The organism is Methylobacterium sp. E-065 (assembly GCF_022829605.1).
GTDB lineage: Bacteria > Pseudomonadota > Alphaproteobacteria > Rhizobiales > Beijerinckiaceae > Methylobacterium.
Genome location: NZ_JAKSYD010000285.1, coordinates 1 through 283 on the forward strand (window position 1 = coordinate 1; position 283 = coordinate 283).

Consider the following 283-nt stretch of genomic DNA (forward strand, 5'->3'; position numbering starts at 1 on the left):
GCTCCACGCGATCGCCGTCCGCCAGGGCGCGGGTCATTTTGTCGAGGATGGCGTCGACCACCGCCTCGACGTCCTTGGCGTAGAGGTGCGGGTTCTGCGCAGCGATGCGGGCGACGAGTTCGGACCGGATCATGCCCCATCCCGAGGGGGAAACAGCCGTCATCGTCAGCGCGGCGGACGCAGTGTGAAACCGCAAGGGGGAGACAAGTGCCGCCTGCCCCGCGATGGTCCGGTGCGCCCTGACGCTCACGGCGCAGCCTCCCCGACATAATCCGCCGACAGC

1 protein-coding gene is annotated in these 283 nt (G+C 68.9%); it reads right to left on the reverse strand.

Annotated features, from left to right (window positions below):
• Positions 1–133, reverse strand: a 133-nt coding sequence (locus MKK84_RS31800; RefSeq protein WP_243926378.1) for an HU family DNA-binding protein, incomplete at its 3' end; no start/stop codon positions are given.
• Positions 134–283 lie beyond the last annotated feature (150 nt).